Origin of the sequence: Fontibacter flavus (assembly GCF_042432905.1) — a bacterium.
Lineage (GTDB): Bacteria > Bacteroidota > Bacteroidia > Cytophagales > Cyclobacteriaceae > Fontibacter > Fontibacter flavus.
The window spans coordinates 1-17,902 of the sequence record NZ_JBHLWI010000028.1; the positions used below are offsets into that span (position 1 = coordinate 1).

Consider the following 17,902-nt stretch of genomic DNA (forward strand, 5'->3'; position numbering starts at 1 on the left):
AGAGCGAGAGGAACTTGAGGCAGGTTATGAAGCCTTCAAAATTGGGGCATTAATTCATGATACACGAATTGAATTAGGAATGACTCAGGAAGAACTTGCAGAAAAAGTTGGAACGACAAAGTCCTACATTTCAAAAATAGAGAACAACATAAAAGAAGCACGTATTTCAACATTACAAAAAATTGTTGAACTTGGATTTGGGGGTAGGTTGGAATTGAACATAAAACTTTGATATCCAATTCCTTTGAAAGGAAGAACCGCATATAACAGCACCTAAGAAAATATTGGGCGGCCAGTGACACCGGAAAGGTTTATTCCCCGAGCAAACCTTTGTTCTGACAGCTAGGTAATCGCTTCGAAATGCCCAACGTTTCTTAGCCGCGACTCGTCAACCATTTTCAAAATCCGAATCTTTTTTGTTTACCATCACCCCAAGACAAACCTCACCGGCAAATACAGCCAAGCTTCAATGGTACTTCCCGAAAAATCCTGGGCAGGGAAAAAACCTCCTTGGTAACGGTCCATAATTCTCAGTACTTCTTCGGTTAAAGAGGGGTGCACTTCATTGGGATTCATGACTGCCTTGTCCAAAAGGTAACCTTCCTGATCTATTTTTAAGCCTACCCAAACCGTACCCTGTTCTCCCAATCTACGGGCGGTCAGTGGATATTTTAATTCCTTCATGATAAATTTTTGCCAAATCTCTCTGGAAGTAGGGCTTGGCCTCAGGACATCTCTGTCCACCTCAATTCCATTCTCCTCCCCATCTGGGTAGAAAATTCCCTCACAGGCATCGTTAAGACAGGTCAATTCGAGGATTAACTTTTCGGGGGTCATTACTTGGATTACTTTTACGCCGATGGCAGAATCAACGAGTTCAAGTGATACGAGTTCACCCGTGGGACTGTATTTGGATATCTGACTGGATTTTTGATCCGGTGCATCAAGGCTTCCGTACCTGGTTTTCCTGATTTCTACGGGTGTATTCTCCAGGGTATAAATTTTTTCCATCACCTCTCCATCTTTTGAAAGGGTCTTGACATTGTTGTAAGTATGTAGCCCGGCCCCTAGGCTCAAGGGATAAAAGTGCTCATTCAAAGGGATGATTTCCCTTTCTTGGGCAAAATGCTGTAAACTTGTCCAAAAAAATAGGGCAAGCGAAAAGATGGTTTTTTTCATAATCCTAAATTGATCAGTTTCTAAACTAACCAATTAGATTGGATTAGCCAAAATCTTTTCGCTTAAAAGCAACATCAAGTGCCGCAGAATGTTCTATATCCTTTGTCTACTTCGGCAGGCGCCTCTTGGTAAGCCTCAAGTCCCGCTCTATCTTCATAAGGATTTTGAAGTACTGTGAGCAGGTCCTGAAATTCCCGCATGTCTCCTTGGTTACTTGCCGATTCCAGCGCCTTTTCCACCAGATGGTTTCTAGGAATAAAAGCTGGATTGTTTTTGTCCATCAACTGTTGGGCAACTTCTGGATTGGCCTTAATTCTTTCCTGCCATTGATGTAGCCATTCTTTGAAGTCGGACTGTTGGTAGATACTTCCTTCGGGAAATTTCCTTCTTCGGAGGTATAAGAAGGTATTGGTATAATCGGCCTCGTTTTTTTGCATCCAATGGAGCAGGTCATCGATCAGGGCTTTGTCTGTAGGGCGTATGCTTTCGATGCCCAGTTTGTGGCCCATCATTTCCAACCACTTGTTTTCATAGGCTTTTGGGAAGTGGCTGATGGATTTCTGCGCGATTTTTACAGCTTCCTCTGTACTTGGGGCTATTTCCGGCAGTAAGGCAGATGCCAGGCTCCCCAAATTCCAATGGGCAATATAAGGTTGGTTGCCATAAGCATATCTTCCCTGTTCGTCGATAGAGCTGTAAACCGTCAAAGGATTATAGACATTCATAAAAGCACAGGGGCCATAATCAATCGATTCCCCGGCAATGCTCATGTTGTCCGTGTTCATCACCCCATGGATAAAACCTACACGCATCCAATGGACAATCAGTTCAAGCTGCTTGTTCATCACCGCTTCAAAGAAGGCCAAGGCCTGATGATCAGAATCCTCTAATTCCGGAAAATGTCTTGCAATGCTGTATTGGAGCAGGTCTTTGAGGTATTTTCCTTCGTGGAAATTTCTGGCATATTCAAAAGTGCCCACACGTAGGTGGCTTTGCGCCACTCTGGTCAGGATGGCGCCTGGTCTTACTTTTTCCCTGTAAACCGGCTCTCCAGTCAGTACCACGGCCAAAGATCTTGAGGTGGGAATTCCCAGGTGGTGCATGGCTTCCGAAACCAGGTATTCCCTGAGCATGGCACTCAGGTGGGCTTTCCCATCTCCGCTTCGGGAGTAAGGAGTACGTCCGGCGCCCTTCAGTTGTATGTCAAACCTTTCTCCTTGAGGCGTAATCTGCTCACCCAACAAGATAGCCCTTCCATCTCCCAGCATGGTGAAATTCCCAAATTGATGTCCCGCATAGGCTTGTGCCAAGGGGAATGCTCCTTCCGGTAGGGTATTGCCCGCAAAAATGGCAGCCAAAGCTTCAGGGTTTTTGTCCAAAAGCCGAAGGCCAAGAAAACCGGCAAGGTCTTCATTGAACATTACCATTTGTGGGTTTTGGATAAAGGCGGGTTTTACCTCACTGTAAAAGGAAGCAGGGAGATGTTGGTAAGTATTGTCAAAGTTGAACTGAACTGTTGAAGGCATATCTTGAACGTTAATGTTTCAAAAACAGCAAGTCTGTTAAAAAAATTTCACATGATGTCCAATTCAAATCATAACATTGTGGATAAGATGTGCAAAAAGTAGGATTTTCTGTTGAAAAATTGTTCATAAATAATTTCACAAATTATTGGTTATCAATAATTTGATAGCTAAATTTGATTGTATCAAGTGAGAGATAAAAGAGAGCGAAAGTAAAATTTCGGACTACTTTGACATGCTGGATTAGATCAGGAAAAAATTGATTCGAAAGATATCGATTTAAACAGGTAATGCTGAAATTCCGGAATCTGTATATGCTTTGAAAAATCAAGCGATGCGGCCAATCATGGACCGTTATATCAGCTAAAAGTAGTTTTAAATCGGGAAACTGAAATGACTCACGATAACTGTAGCTTGACATAGTTTGGCAAACTAAGGTTTACCAGGTTATGATGCGGGAAACGTTCGAAAGAAAGTTTCCCGCTTTTGTTTTTTTAGGCGCTGAGACTGCTCATGTCGATCAGGCACTCCACATTTGGATGCATCCACAAGAAAGAAGCGGGACATTGTGTTGAAATCTGTCTTTCCAGGATTTGCTGAATGGCATCCTGTTTCCCTTTTCCGGTAATGAGGAAAATTATTTTTTTGCTCTGCATGATGCCCTGCATTCCCAGGCATAAACCATATGCAGGTTCGGATCCTTTGGACAACTCTGGGTCATGTTGTATGGTGGATTCCGCTAAGATGGCTTTGTGGAAACCTGGCTGAAGGAACTCAGAAGGTTCATTGAAAGCGATATGGCCGTTTTTACCCAAACCTAGAATGCATATATCCATTGGGCCATGGTGTTGGATGAAATTTTCCATTCTTTCACACTCTTCTTCGATCAGATGGGAAGTGGTCACGAATGTGATATACCTGTTCTCTGTTATTTCCAAAGGTTCAAGGAGATGCTTTTTGAGGTAGCTCTCACAGGAATCGGGATGGTCCAAAGGGATGATGCCCCACTCGTCCATTTTTACCACCGTCATGTTTTGGAACAAGGCTTTGCTCTTGGCCATTTCGGCATACATTCCAGTTGGGGAGTTTCCTGTGGCTGCGCAAAAAAGCAAATTGCTTTTTTTGAGTACTTCATCTTTTACCAGTTCTGCAGCTTTTTTGCTGAGTGCTTCGTAATTTTCCAAATAGCTGATCTTCATGGCCAAAAATTAGCGATTCCAGATGGCTTCGGCAATATCACTATCAAAAGTTTTTCCTTTTGAAAAGAATAAAAAAAAAATCCCGTCAATTTGGCTTTGACGGGAATTAGATATCTGTGGGAATAATGATTAAAATGGGATATGGATATTGATATTGGCGCTAACCCTTCTAGGGGGGTAAGTGCGGTAATAGTCCTCATAATAAATTTCAGGACGGGCATTTAGGGGAATGTCGCTCATCACCTGAACTCTTGTATTGCCCAGGTCAACATTGGCAATAAAGGCTGGTACGGCTGCTGAAAACACCCATGCACCATTATTCCAAAACACGTATCCACTTCTTCTGGCATCATAGAATACATGGTAGTCCGGGAAATAGACATGCTGCTTTGCCCTGTAGCCATGGGCCGGTGCCCAAGGTGGAGGACCTTGTTGCCTGTAGGCCTGTTGCTGTCTTCCTTGGTGTTTGCCGGGATGGTGTCGGTATTCCTTGTGTGGGCCTTTTTTTCCATTGCCTTTACCACGGCCTTGCGCGTAGCCATCCATCACAAATAAAAGACTGACAAATAAGAATAGGCCAATTATTTTTCTGAAAGTTTTCATAGTCACCTCCTTTTTTTTATTCTAAATCACCAAGACCATGCCAAAACCTGTTTAGGGATAAAATTGAACCCTAGAAGTAGGAGTGATATCCTGAAAATCAGAGACTTTAGTTTATGCTTCTATAGGCCTTGGTTTTAGAGAGAAAACTTCCCGCTTTTGTTTTTTAGGCTGTTTCCCTTATCTTACTCTCTTGATAGAAAGGTGTTTGAAGACTTTGCTACCTATTTGAGAAACCCATGACATTAATTCTAATCCTGCTTTTTTCACTGTCCATTATCTTGTTTGCGATTGTTAGGTTGGGGATTCATCCATTTTTGGTGCTTTTTGTGACGGCAATCATTTATGGGCTCTTGTCGGGCATGTCCCATGACCTGATTTTGCAATCCATATCGGATGGCTTTGGAGGGGTATTGGGCAATATTGGTCTGTTGATTTTGCTCGGTGTCATCATGGGTACCTTTTTGGAAAAATCAGGGGGAGCATTGGTGATTGCGGATAAGGTCTTAAGCTGGATAGGGAAAAAATCTGTAACCTTGGCCATGATGGTCTGTGGCTACCTGCTATCTATTCCTGTTTTTGCGGACAGTACTTTTATCATGTTGAATCCTATCAATAGGGTCCTGTCTTTTAAAGGAAAGATTCCATATGCTGTCACTACAGTTGCTTTAGCATTAGGTGTCATAGCCAGCCATTGTATGGTGCCGCCTACGCCGGGACCAATTGCGACAGCTGGGATGTTGGGGGCAGACTTGGGAGGGGTAATCTTCTGGGGACTGATCATCAGTGTTTTGGCACTGATTCCTTCCTATTTCTTTGCGAGATGGATTGCATCAGAGATGCCTTTGCGGGTACAGATTGCCATTGATGAAAGTGGACTGAAAAATGTGCATAAACCACATATCATTTCCTCTTTTTTACCGGTCATCGTCCCATTGGTCTTGATCATCCTTGCTTCAATTGCCAAATATCCAACTCTACCATTTGGAGAGGGGCCATTCATTCAATTGCTGCAATTTATCGGAAGTCCGATTATTGCGCTTTCTTTTGGGGTTGGCTTATCATTTTTGCTTCCTAAAAAACTGGACAGACAGATGCTGGCATCTTCGGGATGGCTTGGGGAAGCACTGGTCATGGCTACTCCTGTTATCCTGATTACAGGGGCTGGTGGAGTTTTTGGTAAAATGCTTCAAAATTCAGGGATAGCAGATCTGGTCAGCAGCTATTTTATCAATACCGGAACAGGTATTCTATTACCTTTCCTCATTGCTTTCGCTCTGAAAACTGCTCAGGGTTCTTCTACAGTTGCGATGGTGACGACTGCTTCTATTGTTGCGCCTTTGCTTTCGGCACTGGGTTTGGATGCGGAAGGTCTGAGGGTGTTTGTGGTCTTATCAATTGGTGCGGGAGCCATGGCTATATCCCATGCCAATGACAGCTTTTTTTGGGCAGTAACCCAATTGTCCGGTCTGAGTACTAAACAGGGAAATAAATCCCTAAGCCTTGGGACGTTGGTCCTGTCCTTTTCTGCTATGCTGTTGATTTACCTCGTAGTGCAGCTTGGGATTTATTGAACGGGAGCTTCTTCTTGAGGTGTTTTAGATATTTTCCATGCTTTTCTTAAGAACCTCACCCAATTTCCGAACATCACTTTTTCGACATCTTTGGGACTATAGCCCCTTTTGGACAACAAATTCGGGAGGGTCTGCAGGTCAGCAATGGTTTCCAAATCATAAGGGCATTGTTCTTTTCCAAATGCCCCATCTAGATCTGAGCCGATCCCAATATGATCCGCATTGCCGGCAATCTGACAGATATGGTCTAAGTGGTCAATCATCTTGTCCAAATTACATTCCATGCTTTTTGGGTCAGATTTTCCCCTTTCCCAATTGGGGACCATCATCCATGCATCCAATGCGCCTCCGATAACAGCACCTCTTTCTACCAGTGCCTTGATCTGATCATCGGAAAACTGACGGTTGTGGTTGACCAAGGCTCTGCAATTGTTATGACTGGCCCAAACATGCCCATTGAAATGATCCATAGCCTGCCAAAAAGCATCATCACAAAGATGGGTAGCATCCAAAATGATGTTCAGCCTTTCCATCTCTTTTAGGAGTTCAAGACCATTTTTGCCCATTTTTCCGCTGGAATCAGTGCCATTAGCATACCTTCCGGGGCCATAGTGTGCTGGACCTAAGGCCCTAAGGCCATTAGCATAGGCTCTTTCCAAATAAGATAGATTAACCAGGGAATCAGCTCCTTCAAGGGATAAAATGTATCCGACGGGTTTGGTGTTCCAGGGCAATTCATGCAGCCAAAGATGTAAGTGCTTTTCGAGGCTTTCCAGATTTGTAATTTGCACCATCTCTCCCGCATCTTCCATGGCTTTGTACCAGGCCAATTGACCTTGGGTCTGGGCCCATGCCTGTTCAGGAGAATGCCAACCAGGAAGAGGGTTGTTTTCATCAACAAAACGGGCAATCTGAGTGGCCACTACAAGACCAATATTTCCCTGGCGGAGTTCCGGAAGAGATACCGTTGCCTTGGCCCTATCAGGCTTGTCGGTGAGTCCCTGTTCCCTTTGGTTAATGGCAGAAACAGATTTTCTCAGATCCCTGTTCCATTCCAGGGCATTCATACTTAGGTCAAGATGGGCATCGATAGTGAACATAAAAATTTACAATTATCAATTAACTAATTTTTAATTACCAAAAGATCTTATTGAATTTTGATCTTAATCATCCAATTCGAAAAGTGCCTCAATTTCCACCGGAATATTGTCAGGCAGAGATCCCATGCCAACGGCACTTCTGACTCCGATGCCATTTTCTGTACCCCAAACAGCTGCAAATAGCTCACTGCAACCATTGATGACATAAGGATGTCTTTCAAAGTCAGGTGTACAATTGACCATTCCCAGGACTTTGATGACCTTTTTGACTTTATTCAACGAGCCTAGATTGGCTTTGATGGTGGCCAACATGGCCAATCCTACCTGTTGGGCAGCCAATTTACCTTCTTCAATATTCATGTCTTCTCCTATGCGCCCTATAATCAAAGTGCCGTCTTCTTTGACAGTACCATGTCCGGAAAGGTATAGATAGTTGTCAACAACCATGCATGGTTTGTATACACCTAGCGGTTTTGGGGGAGGAGGTAAGGTTAGACCCAATGTGGCAAAGTTTTCTTCAGCAGTTTTCATGTTTTGAAATTGATTATGTGGAACTATAGCAATATGGCTATTTTCCTGAATTTTTCCATTTCAGCAATAAAAAAAGGAAGGCCTTTTTGGGACCTTCCTTTCAATTTTGTTCATTTTGATTATTTGTTTTTGCTGAACTCCCCAGCTTTTACGATCGAAATTTTATCCAAGGAAATGTGTTTTTTCATGGCTTCCTGGATTTGTGTTGGAGTAAGAGCATTTACCTTGTCTTCCAGTTCTTGCTCCCAAAGCACAGTTCTCTTCAAGAAGAGGTTGCCGTTGAGGGTTCCCGCAAGGTAATTGTCCTGAGAGCGGTTGACTGACCTGTTCTGAAGCCAGCCGGCCTTCGCTGCGGCCACTTCTTCGGCAGTGAAACCTTCTTCGAGAACTTTTTGAATTTCTTCTTTGAAGGCAGCCTCCAGTTTCTCAAGGTTTTCTGGCGCATAAATGGCATACCCTTGGAAACTTGCTACTTTCTATGGCACCAGCGCTGAATCCTGAACCTACCCCATAACTCAGGCCTTCTTTTTGTCGGATTCTAACTGCCAGTCGTGAGTTGAGGAAACCACCACCCAACATGAAATTACCCAAAACCAATGCCGGATAATCCTCATGGGAATCGTTCATTTCAAACTGTTGCATGGTGAGGAAAAAAGCATTCGGCTTATCAGGAGTCTCTATGGCCTCATTGATAGGTGCTTTTTGGCTCAATTTGCCTTCCAGTCTGCTGTATAGGGCCTGACTATTCCAGTTTTCCAACATTTCCCTAAGGATAGGAAGTAATTTTTCCTCTTCAAAATCCCCCACAATTCCCAAAGTGCCATAATTCGCACCATAGAAAGTTTTATAGAAATCCCTGATATCAGCAATTTTCATGGCCTTGTGTGAGGCTATGCTTTCCTGGAAAGTTTGCTCGTAACGAGGATCATCTGCAGGATATGGGTTGATATGTCTTGTCATGTGATTGGAAGCAAGTGCTATTGGATCACTCATTTGGGATTCTATATCCGTTACATTTTCGAGTATCATCTTTTCCAATTCAGCTTGTGGGAATGATGCTGTATGCAAGATTTCCTTGATCAGGTTCATGACTTCAGGAAGATTTTCGCCTACCGTTTCGCCATAGATGGAAAGACTGCTTGCACTGCCGTAGAAGGTGACATTGGCTTTTAGCTTGTCGAATTCATCCTTGATTTCCTCTCTTGTTTTTGAGCTGGTTCCTTTATCCAATAGTCGGGCTGTGTAATCTCCAATGTATCCTTTGTTTTTCAGGTTTTCTACATTGCCAAACCTGAAAGTGAAATTGAAATTGACAGAACTGCCCCTGGTTTTTTTACTCAAGAAAGCCATTTTCATCCCGTTGGCCAATTCATGAGTGGAAGTACGACTGTCAATGTTTGCCGGGCTTGGGTCAAATGCTTCCCCTGCAGCTATGCCTTCTCCACCTTTGTAATCCTGCACAAGGTCTGCAATATTGACGGCCTCAGGTATAGCGGTTCTGTCGGGTTTGTCAACTGGGACAAACATACCAACCGTTCTATTGTCTTCTTTGAGATATTGCCTTGCCACCCTTTGTACATCTTCCACCGTGACATCTTTGATTCTGTCCCTATGGACAAAAAGCAATCTCCAGTCGCCAGAACCTATGTACTCGCTTAATTGCAAACCGATCCTTTCAGAGGAGTTGAAAGCCAGTTCTATCCTTTTCAGAATGGCATTTTTGGCTCTATTGACTTCCTGTTCAGTTGGGGGATTGGAAATTACACCTTCAAAGGCGGCGATCATGCCTATTTTGGCTTCTTCAAGAGATTTTTCATTGGGTACTTCTGCAAAACCCATCATGATTCCCGGGTCTTTCCACTGATGGTTGAAAGCATAGGTATAACTTGCCTTTTGGGAATCTACCAGTTCTTTGTATAACCTGCCTGATGGATTGTCGCCCATAACCATGGACAGTACCTCCAAAGGCGCGGCATCTTCATGGGAAAGGGCTGCAGTTTTGAAGGCCGTCCCTACAATCTGGGCATCGCCCACTCGACGGACGGTGACAGTTCTTTCCCCATCTTGGTCAGGATCCCGGGTGTAGAATTTCGGAAGCTCTCTTTCCGGTCTAGGAATGGGACCGAAATATTCATTGACCATTCCAATAGTGGCATCTTCATCTATTTTTCCTGCTACCACCAAAACAGCATTGTCCGGTTGGTAATAAGTCCTGTAAAAATTCTGCAAGCGATCAATCGGTACATTTTCTATATCAGATCTTGCTCCAATGGTAGTTTTGCCGTAATTGTGCCATTCATAGGCGGTGGCCAAGATACGTTGACGGAGTACATTCCAAGGGGAGTTTTCTCCTGCTTCAAACTCATTTCGAACCACGGTCATCTCACTTTCCAGGTCATCTTTGGAAATGAATGAATTGACCATTCTATCTGCCTCGAGATCTAAGGCCCACCTTAGGTTTTCCTCAGTCGCCCGGAAGGTTTCAAAATAATTGGTACGGTCAGTCCAAGTAGTTCCATTTGGTCTGGCGCCTCTTTCTGTGAGTTCCTGTGGAATGTTGGGATGTCTGGGAGTTCCTTTGAACACCAAGTGTTCCAAAAGATGGGCCATACCTGTTTCCCCATAATTCTCATGCTTGGAACCCACCAAGTAAGTAATGTTGACGGTGATGGTTTCTTTTGTCTGGTCTGGGAATAACAATACCCTGAGCCCATTGGCCAGTTGATATTCTGTAATGCCTTCCACTGTGGTTACTTTTACCGGATCCGGTAAATGCTGATTTGAGCCGCTGCCGTCGCTTTGTGCTTGGCTTGGCAGAAAAGAAAACCAGAACATCAGGAGTACTAATGAAAGTCTTTTCATGAATAGTTAGTTTAAATGAGGGAATAAAAAAGAAAACTCAGTTTCTGATTAATAAAATCTTCGTTCAATATACTTAAAAAATCAGCTTAACAATAGTATGTATGGTAATTTTTTATTGTAATCGGTTAATTTTAAGGGTTTTTAACAGATTTTATTCTATAAAGAGAAGGGTTTTTATATAAAGTCTGGTATTGGAAATTGTCAAATGAACATTTCCAAAATCAGCACACCGATCAATCCAACTACCGCTACCAGCGTTTCCATAAGGGACCATGACTTGATGGTGTCTTTGATGCTGACATTGAAATATTCCTTAAACATCCAAAAACCACCGTCATTGAAATGGGAGAACATCAAGCTACCTGCTCCAATCGCCAAAACCAGTAAATTGGGATCAACATTGCCCCCACTGACCATTGGTGCAATAATTCCCGCAGTAGTGAGACCTGCCACAGTAGCAGAACCTACACAAACCCTGATAATCGCTGTAATGCTCCATGCCAGGATCAAAGGATGTACATCCCAACCTTGAAGGGAGTCGGCGATGGTTTGGCTTACGCCCGAATCCATCAATACCTGTTTCAAGGCTCCTGCACCGGCAATGATCAACACAATCATGGCAATGTCTTTGGTGGCTTCCACATAGATATTCATCAGGTCCGGAATTTTGTAATCCATGCGCAATCCCAGAGAGTAGGTAGCGATCAATAAGGATATCAACATGACCATGCCGGGATCACCTACAAATTTGATATATGGATATAGTGTGTGTTCCTCCGACATCTGCAGCATGAGAATGGAAGTGCCTACCAAAAAGAAAACCGGGAACAAAGCAGAGAAGAAACTGTTGAAGGTTCCGGGTAATTCCTCTTCAGGTTTCGGTTTGGCCTGAAAAGTTTCCAAAGGTTTGGCATCAATATTTTTCAAGAATCTGGCAAAGAATGGTCCTGCGATGATGATGGTCGGAATGACAATGATCAGTCCATAAGCCAAAGTCAATCCCATGTTGGCGCCAAATTGGGCTACCAATGCAGCAGGGGAAGGATGTGGAGGTAAAAAACCATGCGTAACGGACAAAGCTGCCAGCATAGGTATCCCTACATAAACAGCAGGAAGCTTGTACCGATAGGATACGGTGAATACCAAGGGCACCAAAAGTACAAAGCCCACATTGTAGAATAAAGGAATCCCCACTACCAGGCCGGTGACCATCATGGCCCAAGTAACATTTTTGACCCCAAAAATGGACATGAGCACATCTGAAATCCTTTGGGCTGCGCCACTTTCGGCTACCAATTTGCCCAGCATGGCCCCCATGACAATGACAATGACCAGATCTCCCAGGAGTCCTCCCATACCTTTTTGGACAGATCCCGCAATCTGCTCAGGTGGAATTCCCAAAAGGAAACCTGCCAAAATGGAGGAAATCAGAAAGGCCAAAAAGGGGTTGAATTTTAGCCAGGTGATGAACAATATCAGAACGATAATGCTGACAAAGACAAAAAGAATGGTCATAGGTTGAGTTTGGGTTCAACAAACAATTTATAAAAATATCCTGAAGGTGCTTTTACCTAGCCTTTTTAATTTGATAAATGGTCATTTGGATGTTTTACTTTTTGATTAGCCTAATCACATGTCTTTCATTACCATTGACAAATTCCAGGAATATCAAGCCTGGCCGGAGCATGTCGATTGCACGGTTCAGGTTTTCTGGGGAATAGCGATCAGAATAGGCAGACACTCCATTGTCTTGGTAGATTTTCAGCCTGGTTTGACCGGATACCCAATGATCGGGCAGTTGGACCTGAATCCTGCCTGAAACATAGGGGTTTGGCCAAATTGTAGGGTAGGCAGTGCTTTGTGCCTGCCAGTTTTGAAGTCTGAATACCCTACTAAAGCTGCTGGTGCCATCCAGATCAACCTGTTGGATCTGGAAATATACATTAGGGTGCAATAATTTTTCGGTATAGTCAAAGTGATAGTTCTGCACGCCCTCATGGTCACCTTTGGAATACACAGACCCAATCTTTTCAAATTTATCCAAGCCCTCCAGCGATCTGAAGATATGGAAAACTTCATTTGATTTTTCCTGGGCTGTCGTCCAGTAAACATGAATTTTCCCACTCCTCCAAGTTGCCTGCATCTCCAACCAATTGACTGGTAGGATGGATAATTCCCTGAAGCTGCCAATGGTAAAAGTAGTGCCATTCAGGTCTTCAAATGCCAATGATCTCCTGGCCCAAAGCTTGGCTGGGTCGAGGCCAGGGAGGTGCAGCCCTGGAGCAGCTTCTCCATTGCTGACAACCCTAAGGTCATCGACTTGGTCTACGATCAGGTTTTCTGCAGAAATGCGCATTTCTATACCGTCTGTGCCGGTTGACGTGCCGGAAAACTCAAAATAGCTGTTCAATTGATATAAAATTCGTGTACCGTCAATATCATCAAACATAGGGTCCCAATTGGCTCCTGGGATTTCAATCTTTCGGATACTCAAATTTCCTCCCGGAGATGCTCCCAACAACTGGATTTTCCTTATACCACCTTGGTAAGTATCGCTAAAAGGAAAGGTAGCATTAAGGTCTGTCAGCGTATTGGGCAAATGGTGATAGTGTAGGTGGTGAAGGTTGAGCCAAGTACCACCTTGGTAAAGCAATTCTCCTAGGTTTTCGGTGTTGAGGTAAAGGTCAAAACCATTGAAATTCACCTCACCATTGATCATGGTCAAATTGCCCCTGATCCGCATATCTGAATGGATGTTTAAAATACCTGAGGGTTTGTTGATCTCGACCTCGTCTATATTCAGTTCCCATCCCACGATCTGTTGGTTGCCGGTTCCTGAGAAAAGGATCCGGGTACCGGAATTGAACATATTAGATTCGGCAGACCGGTTAATATTTCCATTTACCGTGAAATTTGCAGGAAGGATTTTAATGGAGGGATTTTCAAAGACCAGATGTTGATAAATTGAAGGATCACCAGAGCTGGGAAAAACGGTTCTAATGAAATGTTGATTTCCCATCGCAGCACTGTAATGAACTGTTCCTTCAAACAAAAAATTGGCGGCATCAATCAAAGGGTTGTTTCCCAAAAGTATCAGATTTCCTCCGGGCTTCACATGAAATAATGCACCCGGAATGGTTTCAGACCTTCTCACAATTTGCGCCAAAGGGGCTGAACATTGGGAAATCAAGGTACCTCCGTTTTCAATAATGAAATCTCCATAAGGGCCCGTACCGTTGAACATCGCTTGGTTGTTGAAGGAAAAAGTGGAGCAGGCGGGAATGCCAATAGTATTTACTGTTTGGATCACTGTTCCTGATTGGATAATAAAAGCGTTGGCCTTGAAAGCTGAATTTACTGTCAGGATTTCACCAGGATTTGGGTCAAAAACTACCGTGAATCTACTATTGGTGGTATTCGCACTCCAGGATGCCCGGTCTACGACGATCCTGGAAGTTCCCTTGAATGCAATCCTTCCGGATTCGGGATAGATCCAATCAATTAATGCACTGGTGACGGTATTGATGAAAAATACTTCAGCTTCTTTTCTGAGTCCCCGTAATGCACCATAGACATGCAATTCAAAGTTTTGAAGGTTGAGTTTTCTTCCGGGACCTGCTGCACTGAATAGGTATACGTTTTTTGCGGATTCATTCAAGGTGAGCCGAACCTCATGATTTTGATCAATGAAAATGTTGTTTCCCCGTTCCGGTTTTACAGTTGCAGCCAGCCAATCTGCACCATCCCAGGTTTGCCAAATTGCCGGGTTGTTATAGTCTCCGGAGGCGATTGTCCTGAAATCACCAGGCTCCAGAAGGATCTGTGCCATGCTTTCTATGGATATTATCGTTCCTATCCAGCAAAATAATGCCAGAATCCAGTAAATTCGTAGCGCTCGAAAGAAACTGAGCAGGATATGTTTCGTCAAAAAAGTCATTGCCACAAAAAGTTTTGATCATCCTTAAAATTAATTGCATGCGTTCCCTTTTGAAAAAATTTATACTCACTTATCCGTTTATTTATTCGATTATTTTTATGGCCAATGCCCAGGATTATCAGATCAGTTTATTGACCTGTGATCCGGGCGATCAATTGTATTCAGCTTTTGGCCATAGTGCCATCAGGGTTTTGGATAAGGAAAACAATCAGGATATCGTTTTCAACTATGGGACGTTTGATTTCAACACCCCTTTTTTCTATGTCAAGTTTACCCAAAGGACCTTAGATTATATGCTGAGTGTGTCGACCTATGAGCGATTTTTGTATGAGTACAATTACTTTAACCGAAATGTGAGGGAGCAGGTACTTGACCTGAATCCTGAACAGGCCAGGCAATTGGTGCAGTTTCTCCAGGTCAATTATTTGCCTGAGAACCGGTTTTACCGATATGATTTTTTCTATGACAATTGTGCGACAAGGATCAGGGATGTATTTGAGACTATTCTAGGGAAAAACCTGGATTGGAATGAAGAACCCAGCCCTGAGCAAAAAACCTTTAGGAATTTGATTGACGAGTATGTCTATCCCTTGCCTTGGGCTGATTTTGGGATTGACCTGGCTTTGGGAGCTGTGATTGATGTGGATGCCAAAGAGAGGGAAAAGCAGTTTTTGCCGGATTATATGGAAGCGGCATTTGCCAGAGCACAGATAGTGGGGGATGGGCCAACAAGGCCTTTGGTAAAATCGAATCATGTGGTCCTGGAGTTTCCCGAGCGGACATCCCAAATGGACTTCTTCAATCCTTATGTAATGTGGTGGCTGTTTGCAATAGGCACAATAATCCTGACCTTTTTTGGATTTAAGAAGAAAAGACTGTTTAAAGGATTCGATATCGCCTTTTTTACTGTTTTGGGTTTGTTGGGCTTGCTGATTGTACTCCTTTGGTTTTTTACTTTCCATTCACAGACCAAAAGTAATTGGAATATCCTATGGGCATTTCCTGGGCATTTGGTGTTGGCCTTTGCCCTTATTAGGGAAAGCATCAAACCTTGGGTGAAAAAGTACCTTCTTTTTGCCCTGGTTTTGGCTAATGTGGCTTTGGTGTTCTGGATTTTTGGCGTACAGTCCCTGCATCCGAGCATAATTCCTTTGATTTTGGTGATTTTATTGAGAACCAATTTTCTGTATTACAACTGGGAGAGATTTAAACCACTCCCAAAAGCATAAAGATTGGGTAATGAAAACTATTTGCCCGTTGATTCTTGTTATACAATGCTAACAAGTAAAATACTATGGACTTTAAACTTGTATCAGAATTTCAGCCAACAGGAGATCAGCCAGAGGCCATCCGACAATTGACAGAAGGTATCCGGGAAGGAGAACCCGCTCAAGTGCTTTTGGGGGTGACGGGTTCCGGGAAAACATTCACTGTGGCTAATGTGATACAGCAAGTACAAAAGCCTACTTTGGTCCTGAGTCATAATAAGACCCTAGCAGCACAGTTGTATGGGGAGTTCAAGCAGTTTTTCCCAGAAAATGCCGTGGAATATTTCATATCCTATTATGATTATTACCAGCCGGAAGCATTTATTCCGACAACAGGCACCTATATTGAAAAGGATCTTTCCATCAACGATGAGATTGAAAAATTAAGACTGAGTGCGACTTCAGCCTTATTGTCAGGAAGAAGGGATGTATTGGTAGTGGCATCGGTATCCTGTATCTATGGTATTGGTAATCCGGATGAATTTGGGAAAAATGTGATCCGACTTCAAGAAGGTGATAGGATTCCAAGAAATCAGTTGCTCTTTAAATTGGTTGATGTTTTATACAGTAGGACCAATCAGGAACTTACAAGGGGTACTTTTAGGGTAAAGGGAGATACCGTGGACATTTTTGTGGCCTATGCGGATTTTGCTTATAGGATTTATTTCTGGGGAGATGAAATCGAGGCTATACAACGTATAGATCCTGCTACCGGAAAGAAGATTTCAGATGAAAAATTGATATCCATATTTCCTGCCAACCTATTTGTAACAGGAAGAGATGTCATCGATACGGCCATTCATGAAATTCAGGACGACCTGATGGCCCAAGTTTCCTTTTTTGAAAAGGACATGAGGCTGATTGAGGCAAAAAGACTCAAGGAAAGGACAGAATTTGACTTAGAGATGATCCGTGAATTAGGGTATTGTTCAGGTGTGGAAAATTATTCCAGGTATTTTGACAGAAGACAGCCTGGGACCAGGCCATTCTGTTTGTTGGATTATTTTCCTGATGATTACCTGATGGTCATAGATGAAAGTCATGTAACGATACCTCAGGTCAGGGGTATGTGGGGAGGAGACCGGGCAAGAAAGGTGAATTTGGTGGATTTTGGATTTAGATTGCCTTCAGCAATGGACAATAGGCCTTTGAACTTTGATGAGTTTGAAACGCTGATGAACCAGGTGATTTATGTCAGTGCTACACCGGCAGACTATGAACTCAATAAAGCAGAGGGTGTGGTCGTCGAGCAGATCATCAGGCCTACAGGTTTGTTGGATCCTATTATAGATGTCAGGCCAAGTGCAAATCAGATTGATGATTTGTTGGATGAAATCGATGAAAGGGTCAAGCAAGGAGATAGGGTATTGGTGACCACACTGACCAAAAGAATGGCAGAGGAGCTGCAGAAATTCCTAGAACGAGCCGGGGTCAAAAGCCGTTACATCCACTCAGAAGTCAAACCACTTGACAGGGTGGAAATATTGAGAGAATTGAGATTGGGGGTTTTTGATGTGCTTGTGGGAGTAAACCTTTTAAGAGAAGGGCTTGATCTTCCTGAAGTTTCCCTTGTGGCTATCTTGGATGCTGACAAAGAGGGATTCTTGAGGAATGAGAGGAGTTTGGTGCAGACCATAGGACGTGCAGCACGTAATGAAAACGGTAAAGTAATCATGTATGCCGATAAGGTAACTGATTCCATGAAAATGGCCATTGATGAAACCAAAAGGCGTCGAAGTCTTCAATTGGCCTATAATGAGGAAAATGGTATTGTTCCAAAAACTGTGGTGAAGTCCAAAGAGAAGATCCTGGGACAAACCAAAGTGGCTGATTCTAAGCGCAATGCCAAAAATTATGATGAAAGAATAGATGCAGAAGCTTTGGTAGCAGCCGATCCGGTAGTCCAATACCTCAGCAAAGAGAAATTGGAAAAACTGATTGTCCAAACTCAGAAAAATATGGAAAAGGCTGCCAAAGAACTCAACTTTATGGAGGCTGCGCGCTTGAGGGATGAATGGCAAGGGCTGAAGAATAGACTGGAGGAGTTGAAGAGAGGGGTGGGGAATTAGGAATTGCTAATTATCAATTACCAATTACCAATTTTCAAAATTCAAAATCCAAACTTCAAA

The 17,902-nt window shown here is 43.3% G+C and carries 15 protein-coding genes and 1 pseudogene; 4 read left to right on the plus strand and 12 right to left on the minus strand.

Translation table 11 applies throughout. From position 1 onward, the window contains the following. Positions 1-232 (plus strand): helix-turn-helix domain-containing protein (locus ACFFIP_RS09715; RefSeq protein WP_382387421.1); only part of this gene is annotated, 232 nt, incomplete at its 5' end. Between the two features lie 194 nt (positions 233-426). Here the strand turns inward: ACFFIP_RS09715 and ACFFIP_RS09720 are convergent. The 4 genes from ACFFIP_RS09720 to ACFFIP_RS09735 form a co-directional block, all read right to left on the minus strand. Next, positions 427-1,179, minus strand: coding sequence for an energy transducer TonB (locus tag ACFFIP_RS09720; RefSeq protein ID WP_382387422.1), 753 nt, complete (start codon positions 1,177-1,179; stop codon positions 427-429). A 74-nt stretch (positions 1,180-1,253) separates the two neighbouring features. Beyond that, positions 1,254-2,705, minus strand: a complete 1,452-nt coding sequence (locus ACFFIP_RS09725) for a protein adenylyltransferase SelO (protein WP_382387423.1) — start codon at positions 2,703-2,705, stop codon at positions 1,254-1,256. A gap of 491 nt (positions 2,706-3,196) precedes the next feature. Beyond that, entirely contained in the window at positions 3,197-3,901 is a 705-nt protein-coding gene (locus ACFFIP_RS09730) for a 6-phosphogluconolactonase (RefSeq protein WP_382387424.1), read from the minus strand. A 129-nt stretch (positions 3,902-4,030) separates the two neighbouring features. Continuing rightward, positions 4,031-4,504, minus strand: coding sequence for a hypothetical protein (locus ACFFIP_RS09735; protein WP_382387425.1), 474 nt, complete (start codon positions 4,502-4,504; stop codon positions 4,031-4,033). 236 nt (positions 4,505-4,740) lie between these two features. Here ACFFIP_RS09735 and ACFFIP_RS09740 point away from each other — a divergent pair, with 236 nt between their 5' ends. Continuing rightward, positions 4,741-6,075: a GntP family permease gene (locus tag ACFFIP_RS09740; RefSeq protein ID WP_382387426.1), complete on the plus strand. Its 1,335-nt coding sequence runs from the start codon at positions 4,741-4,743 to the stop codon at positions 6,073-6,075. Here the strand turns inward: ACFFIP_RS09740 and ACFFIP_RS09745 are convergent. The 8 genes and pseudogenes from ACFFIP_RS09745 to ACFFIP_RS09780 all read right to left on the minus strand — a co-directional run bounded on the left by ACFFIP_RS09745 (position 6,069) and on the right by ACFFIP_RS09780 (position 14,545). Then, on the minus strand, positions 6,069-7,175 hold the full coding sequence (locus ACFFIP_RS09745; RefSeq protein WP_382387427.1) for a dipeptidase: 1,107 nt from the start codon (positions 7,173-7,175) through the stop codon (positions 6,069-6,071). The two genes, ACFFIP_RS09740 and ACFFIP_RS09745, sit on opposite strands and share 7 nt — an antisense overlap. 63 nt (positions 7,176-7,238) lie before the next feature. Further along, positions 7,239-7,706: a RidA family protein gene (locus ACFFIP_RS09750; protein ID WP_382387428.1), complete on the minus strand. Its 468-nt coding sequence runs from the start codon at positions 7,704-7,706 to the stop codon at positions 7,239-7,241. A 119-nt stretch (positions 7,707-7,825) separates the two neighbouring features. Further along, positions 7,826-8,065: a hypothetical protein gene (locus ACFFIP_RS09755; RefSeq protein ID WP_382387429.1), complete on the minus strand. Its 240-nt coding sequence runs from the start codon at positions 8,063-8,065 to the stop codon at positions 7,826-7,828. 39 nt (positions 8,066-8,104) lie between these two features. Then, positions 8,105-8,155, minus strand: a pseudogene (locus ACFFIP_RS09760) (hypothetical protein); the annotation flags it as partial. Further along, positions 8,133-10,568, minus strand: coding sequence for a M16 family metallopeptidase (locus ACFFIP_RS09765; RefSeq protein ID WP_382387430.1), 2,436 nt, complete (start codon positions 10,566-10,568; stop codon positions 8,133-8,135). The gene ACFFIP_RS09765 and the pseudogene ACFFIP_RS09760, both read right to left, overlap by 23 nt. A 201-nt stretch (positions 10,569-10,769) precedes the next feature. Beyond that, complete coding sequence (locus tag ACFFIP_RS09770) at positions 10,770-12,083, minus strand: gluconate:H+ symporter (protein WP_382387431.1); 1,314 nt, start codon at positions 12,081-12,083, stop codon at positions 10,770-10,772. Between the two features lie 94 nt (positions 12,084-12,177). Further along, entirely contained in the window at positions 12,178-14,397 is a 2,220-nt protein-coding gene (locus tag ACFFIP_RS09775; RefSeq protein ID WP_382387432.1) for a T9SS C-terminal target domain-containing protein, read from the minus strand. Then, on the minus strand, positions 14,369-14,545 hold the full coding sequence (locus ACFFIP_RS09780) for a hypothetical protein (RefSeq protein ID WP_382387433.1): 177 nt from the start codon (positions 14,543-14,545) through the stop codon (positions 14,369-14,371). The genes ACFFIP_RS09775 and ACFFIP_RS09780 overlap by 29 nt, the downstream gene beginning before the upstream one ends. On the opposite strand from ACFFIP_RS09780, the gene ACFFIP_RS09785 reads away from it, so the two are divergent. Continuing rightward, positions 14,544-15,734, plus strand: a complete 1,191-nt coding sequence (locus ACFFIP_RS09785; protein ID WP_382387434.1) for an Lnb N-terminal periplasmic domain-containing protein — start codon at positions 14,544-14,546, stop codon at positions 15,732-15,734. The two genes, ACFFIP_RS09780 and ACFFIP_RS09785, sit on opposite strands and share 2 nt — an antisense overlap. Before the next feature lie 65 nt (positions 15,735-15,799). Then, positions 15,800-17,842 (plus strand): excinuclease ABC subunit UvrB, encoded by a 2,043-nt coding sequence (gene uvrB, locus ACFFIP_RS09790; RefSeq protein ID WP_382387435.1) that lies wholly within the window; start codon positions 15,800-15,802, stop codon positions 17,840-17,842. The last annotated feature ends 60 nt before the right edge of the window (positions 17,843-17,902 follow it).

Excerpts from the sequence above, each read along its gene's own strand:
- ACFFIP_RS09730 (WP_382387424.1), bottom strand. The coding sequence starts at position 3,901 with ATGAAGATCAGCTATTTGGAAAATTACGAAGCACTCAGCAAAAAAGCT.
- ACFFIP_RS09780 (WP_382387433.1), bottom strand. The coding sequence starts at position 14,545 with ATGCAATTAATTTTAAGGATGATCAAAACTTTTTGTGGCAATGACTTT.
- ACFFIP_RS09770 (WP_382387431.1), bottom strand. The coding sequence starts at position 12,083 with ATGACCATTCTTTTTGTCTTTGTCAGCATTATCGTTCTGATATTGTTC.
- ACFFIP_RS09720 (WP_382387422.1), bottom strand. The coding sequence starts at position 1,179 with ATGAAAAAAACCATCTTTTCGCTTGCCCTATTTTTTTGGACAAGTTTA.
- ACFFIP_RS09735 (WP_382387425.1), bottom strand. The coding sequence starts at position 4,504 with ATGAAAACTTTCAGAAAAATAATTGGCCTATTCTTATTTGTCAGTCTT.
- ACFFIP_RS09765 (WP_382387430.1), bottom strand. The coding sequence starts at position 10,568 with ATGAAAAGACTTTCATTAGTACTCCTGATGTTCTGGTTTTCTTTTCTG.
- ACFFIP_RS09725 (WP_382387423.1), bottom strand. The coding sequence starts at position 2,705 with ATGCCTTCAACAGTTCAGTTCAACTTTGACAATACTTACCAACATCTC.
- ACFFIP_RS09740 (WP_382387426.1), top strand. The coding sequence starts at position 4,741 with ATGACATTAATTCTAATCCTGCTTTTTTCACTGTCCATTATCTTGTTT.
- ACFFIP_RS09775 (WP_382387432.1), bottom strand. The coding sequence starts at position 14,397 with ATGGCACAGATCCTTCTGGAGCCTGGTGATTTCAGGACAATCGCCTCC.
- ACFFIP_RS09785 (WP_382387434.1), top strand. The coding sequence starts at position 14,544 with ATGCGTTCCCTTTTGAAAAAATTTATACTCACTTATCCGTTTATTTAT.
- uvrB (WP_382387435.1), top strand. The coding sequence starts at position 15,800 with ATGGACTTTAAACTTGTATCAGAATTTCAGCCAACAGGAGATCAGCCA.
- ACFFIP_RS09750 (WP_382387428.1), bottom strand. The coding sequence starts at position 7,706 with ATGAAAACTGCTGAAGAAAACTTTGCCACATTGGGTCTAACCTTACCT.
- ACFFIP_RS09745 (WP_382387427.1), bottom strand. The coding sequence starts at position 7,175 with ATGTTCACTATCGATGCCCATCTTGACCTAAGTATGAATGCCCTGGAA.